General features: G+C 49.4%; 4 protein-coding genes. 3 read left to right on the top strand and 1 reads right to left on the bottom strand.

Annotation, left to right across the window (positions count from 1 at the left end; translation table 11 throughout):
- Nucleotides 1-707 precede the first annotated feature (707 nt).
- Entirely contained in the window at nt 708-2,246 is a 1,539-nt protein-coding gene (locus ACUVJL_RS12735; RefSeq protein WP_445246183.1) for a PAS domain S-box protein, read from the bottom strand.
- 320 nt (nt 2,247-2,566) lie between these two features.
- Between ACUVJL_RS12735 and ACUVJL_RS12740 the strand changes: the two genes are divergently transcribed.
- From ACUVJL_RS12740 to ACUVJL_RS12750, 3 genes are all read left to right on the top strand, one after another.
- Nucleotides 2,567-3,217 carry a DUF3386 domain-containing protein gene (locus tag ACUVJL_RS12740; RefSeq protein ID WP_445246184.1) on the top strand — a complete coding sequence of 217 codons (651 nt, stop codon included), beginning with the start codon at nt 2,567-2,569 and terminating at the stop codon, nt 3,215-3,217.
- A 281-nt stretch (nt 3,218-3,498) separates the two neighbouring features.
- Complete coding sequence (locus ACUVJL_RS12745; RefSeq protein WP_172191146.1) at nt 3,499-3,735, top strand: NifU family protein; 237 nt, start codon at nt 3,499-3,501, stop codon at nt 3,733-3,735.
- Nucleotides 3,736-3,840: 105 nt separating this feature from the next.
- Entirely contained in the window at nt 3,841-4,845 is a 1,005-nt protein-coding gene (locus ACUVJL_RS12750) for a hypothetical protein (protein ID WP_445246185.1), read from the top strand.
- Nucleotides 4,846-5,055 lie beyond the last annotated feature (210 nt).

Below are 5,055 nucleotides of genomic sequence, written 5' to 3' on the forward strand. Positions count from 1 at the left end.
AACTGGTTAACTATTAGCGACAGAGCAAGGAACTAGCTTCGCATTCCAGGGTGTCGTGACCTTAATAACGTAGTCAATTAAGACGCTTGGCTGGTCAGAATGGCTCTCTAGATTTCTCCTTCAAGCCTCATCCCTTTAGGGCGAGGTTCCTGACCGGGACGTTGAAGGAATCAGCAAGAAGCAATAAGCAAGAAGCAAGAGGGAATCAGGAATCAGGAATCAGGAAAAAAACAGCTTCTTCGGTTCTCAACTTTCGTGAGGTGCTCGCCAGCTTTCTTACCAATTACCAATTATATCATGTCCGATCGATTAACCATAATATCCCGGTCGGGGCGGGTTTTTGAGATGGTCAATTATTGGCAGGTATTGTTGGCGAACCCTCCCCTACAAAAATCGCGGTCGCTCGACCGGACATGATATTACCCATTACCAATTACCAAACTGTACCTTACTCACTTAAAAATTGCTATATTTGTGTATCCGTGAGTTCCGTTTCGTGAATGAAATTGACACTCCCACCCCTGTTGGGTATGGGATTCTTAAGAGATTTCGCCCTTAATATCCCAGAGAGACAATTGAATATTCTCTGGGTTCTTGCCCACAAGCCCCAGAGGCTTTTGGGGGCAGCGAATTATCTGACAAATGATATTGCAAGCAGAAGATTGCAGTTTCACACTTTTAATGCTTTTAACTTATGCTTGATGAGATTAGCGATCACCATGTTTTTTATGGGTGTGTGGAGGGCTGACATAGCGCGCCCAAAAAGGTTCTTCCATTTTTTTCATCGCTGCTAGTTTTTGGTGCTCTTCCTCTAGGCGCTTGCGTTCTGAAATATCAGAAAATATGTTGATACTGCCGAAAGTCTGGCCGCCCGCATCTCGCACGCGTGCGGCCCAAAGCCAAACCTCGATCGAACTACCGTCTTTTTTCAACAAAGATACTTCCAAACCGTTTTGCGGTTGGCCATTAGACGCAGACTTCTGCAGCGCGTAAAAATCTTGCTTTTGGTCTGAAGGAATATTCGGTAAAGGTTTCCCTAAAACCTCAGCCGCAGTCCAGCCAAAAAATTTTTCGGCGGCGCGGTTCCAAACAACGGTATTGCCCTCATTGCTGGTACAGTTAATCGCCAGCGGCGCCGATGCTATCTGCGCTTGCAAAACTTGGTTAACGAGTTGCAGTTTCAATTCTACTTGCTTGCGATCGGTAATTTCCTGACAAGCGCCCCACAAACGGACAACCCGTTCAGCAGTTTTGTCCCACACCACTTGCCAGTAGTCCCGCACCCAGCGCACCTCGCCTTTTTGATTAATAATGCGATACTCGTTGGCTCCCGTGTGGCTGAAACTACAGTATTCTAATTGTTTAATTAATATTTCCCGATCCTCGGGATGAACGAGCTGGGAGTTCCACCAACCAAACGATTCTAACTCTTCAGGAACGATCCCAGTGCAGCGCTCAAAAGCTTCTGTCGCCCACTCGCAGGCGAACTTGCCGTCTGGCAGTGCCTTAAAAGAATAGGCAAAATCCGAAGTAATTTGCGACATAACTCTGTAGTGCAGTTCCGACTCCCGGACTGCGATTTCTGCTTGCTTGCGTTCCCCTATTTCCCGCGAATTAATTAGAATTCCCTGCACGCTAGAATCGTAAAACAAACTGTTACCTATCGACTCCATGTAGAGCCAAGAACCGTCAGCGTGGCGTTTCCGATATTCGATCGTTCCAGCAATTCCGGGAGCTTCTAATAACTTGCTAAAATACTCCTGCCAAGCCAGCAAATCGTCTGGATGGATTAACTCGCCGTGAAACTTCCCAATTCTTTCTTCTGGGTTGTAACCCAAAACCCGCTGTAGGGCTTCGCTGTGGTATCGAACTCGCCCGTCGGAGCCGATAATGCTAATTATATCCGGAGAATTGCGCAGCACAGCTTGCAGTTTGGCTTCACTTTTAGTTAAGGCTTGATTGTCCCTGCGGTGCTGGCTGATTTCTTTTTCCAACTGCTCCTGTAGCTGTCTGATTTGCGATGCTTGCTGCGCGACAGTGCGTTCCAAGAGGCGATTAATTTTTTCGATTTCAACCAGCTTTGCCGCCTTATTTGTCGAGCTTTTAAAAACGGTACTCCCTGCCATTTCCTGCAAAGAATTTGATAATTTTTCCAGACTTTTTGTGAAAATTGCCTGTTGCGGAGGTGGCAATTCCCTAGCTTGTTCCTGCAATGTTTCTAAGTGTTTGTAGACAGTTTCTAGCATTTTCGTAAGGGCGGAATCTAATAGTTGCCTGGGGGTGCAACCCCTAATAAGCGGACACAAGTTTTTGCAAGATAACCCATAACTAAGACTGGTGTCTGGCGATCGACCGATCGCGATCTCAATAACCAGGGATTCTGTGACTTTATTTTCAGATCATAGCAACCGATGCAGAAAGTAAATTTTTCTGGCATCGAATTGCCAGCCCAGCCGCGCCCCGTATAAGTGCTCGCTTCTGAGTGCGGGTAACTCCCCTATCCAGCGAATGTGGGGCTTCTCGCGGTTAAGCTAAACTAGATGGGTGTCAAGAGAAAGAGGGATTTATGACAGAGCAAGCCAACGCTCGCGATTTGTTTCGCGCTGCTTACGAATACCGCTACACCTGGGATGCCAATTTTCCCGGTTACAGTGCCGATATTGAACTGAAACAGGGCGACGAAGTATATACGGGTCATGTTTGGATCAAACCCGACATGAGCGTGGAAGTCAGCGGCATTGAAGATGAGGAAGTGCAGCAGAGCGTTTACACCCAAATGCGGGACATTGTTACCCACCGCAAGCGCTCGACATTTGAAAAATCTCACGGCAAAAATAGCTTCACCCTGGGCGAGAAGGACAGCACCGACGCTGTGGATATTTTAGTGGAAGGCGACTCAATGGGGTCTAACTATAAAATCCGAGGTCTCTCAATTTGTCAAGTCAGCCGGGTGATGGGCCGCATGGCTTTCGTAATTGACACGCACAAAAACTTAGAGACACCTGAGGGTTCTTTGGCTACTCACTACGACGCCGTTTTCCGCAACCCCCAAACCGACGAAATCATCAGAGAACTCGAATTTGAAGATACCTTTGACAAGATAGGCGACTATTATGTCATGACCAAGCAAGTTGTTCGATCGAAAGAAAAAGGTCAATTGACAACAACCGAGTTCAACTACTCCAACGTCAAACTGCTAGAACCAGCAGTAGTGTAGCGCTAACCAAAAAACCGGATTTCTTAAATTAAACGGGTTTTTTTGGATAACGTATCAGAATCAACTTGATTTGGCAGCAACTAACGCTACGATCGAACCAGAGACCGAATTGAGATCTAGCATCAGCGTGAAAGAAACCGGGTTTCCAGCAGCCAGCTCACCTGAGTGCGCAAGTCTTTTGTCAAGAAACCCGGTTTCTTAAATCTCGGGCGGTTGAGAATGCTGCCCTTGAGTCAAATCGAACTTTCATCAACTGCAATAAATCATTACAGAGGCGAAATATGACACTAGCACTAACCAAAGATAACGTCGAAACAGTTCTCGATGAAATGCGCCCCTACCTGATATCCGACGGCGGCAACGTCGAACTCGTAGAAATCGACGGCCCAGTCGTACACCTGAGGCTGCAAGGAGCTTGCGGCTCTTGCCCAAGTTCCACAATGACTCTGAGAATGGGCATTGAACGCCGCCTGCGCGAGGCCATCCCAGAAATTGCCGAAGTCGAACAGGTAATGTAGCTTGGTAATGAGTAATTGACACTCCCAGACCTTTAATCTAAGATGAGGTCGGAATTCTCCTACTCGGATCGTAAAGGCACCCTATCTCGGTATTGAGGAACGCGCATGGAGCCATTAAACACGATGAATACCACGGATTCCCCCCAGAACCCTCTGTACACGATTCGCAAGAAGTTGGGATACGCAAAGTACGTGTTGTTGGACGGTGGACATCGGGAAGTCCGGTACAACTGGCGACTCAAACGCCTGAATCGTTGGGCGAGCAACCTCCTCGACCAACTGGCGTCCGAGGGCGTCCTCAATCCGATAGATAGTCCTGTGGAATCGGATATCGAAGTTCATATGCTCTGCGGTCATTCCTACGTAACGATGGGAATCTGGAGCTTGTGGAGCCTGCTGCGATGGGCGGACGGCAAGATGACCCCGGTTATCCACTCGGACGGTTCGATCACCCCGGAGGATGTCTTGCGGTTTCGGAAGTTCTTTGGGCACGTCCGATTCATCTGGCCTGAAGACGCCCAGGGGTGGGTCGAGCAGCGGTTAGTGGGGAGCGAGTTTGAATTCTTGCGAAGCTTCTTCCATACTAACTTCTTCGGCTCGCGACTCGTTGCTTCTCATATGTCAGAGCGGGCCAGACTCGTGGTTGCTCTAGACTCGGATGTCCTGTTTTTCGATCGCCCGACTGAGATGATCGAACAGTGCTTGGTACCCCACCAGAGTCTGGCGCTAACGAGCTTCCGCGACGAATTCGACTGGGTGTCGGTATTGGCTCCGGTGAACGAGTTCGAGGCGCGGTGCGGGATTCGCATTGAATGCGGATTCAACTGCGGCATGGTCGTTATTCCCAAGTTTGGGGACGAGCAGTTTCGGTTCCTAGAGCGGATGCTGCGCGCCTACACGCCCGAATGGCGCGCCCATTACTTCGCAGAGCAGAGCCTCATGGCGCTGATGGCGGGCGAGTTCGGGTGGCATCCACTGTCGCCTTTGTACCAGATCGGACAACCGACGAATTCTCCCGACGCGATCGCGATTCACTACGTCTCGAACCAGGCAGTCCGTCCCCGGTTCTTCTCTGAGGGACTGCCCCGGCTAGTCGGGCGACGGCCGTGATGCTCCCCTCTTGCCCTCCGCAGGCCAGTTGCAACCAATGCAGAGATAGCACGGTTCAGGATTTACAGTAGTGAACTACCTACACCAACTGCACGGAGCAGTATGGTGTAGGCTTCTTTCTTCACGGGGGATTGCCTCGACGATGGTAGATTTTTTACGTCCAGATCGTTTTGGGCTTACACCCCCTCCGAAAGCAGAAGCGCTAGTTCC

The sequence above is a fragment of the Microcoleus sp. OTE_8_concoct_300 genome (assembly GCF_031383065.1).
GTDB lineage: Bacteria > Cyanobacteriota > Cyanobacteriia > Cyanobacteriales > Microcoleaceae > Microcoleus.

Excerpts from the sequence above, each read along its gene's own strand:
- ACUVJL_RS12750 (WP_445246185.1), top strand. The coding sequence starts at position 3,841 with ATGGAGCCATTAAACACGATGAATACCACGGATTCCCCCCAGAACCCT.
- ACUVJL_RS12745 (WP_172191146.1), top strand. The coding sequence starts at position 3,499 with ATGACACTAGCACTAACCAAAGATAACGTCGAAACAGTTCTCGATGAA.
- ACUVJL_RS12735 (WP_445246183.1), bottom strand. The coding sequence starts at position 2,246 with ATGCTAGAAACTGTCTACAAACACTTAGAAACATTGCAGGAACAAGCT.
- ACUVJL_RS12740 (WP_445246184.1), top strand. The coding sequence starts at position 2,567 with ATGACAGAGCAAGCCAACGCTCGCGATTTGTTTCGCGCTGCTTACGAA.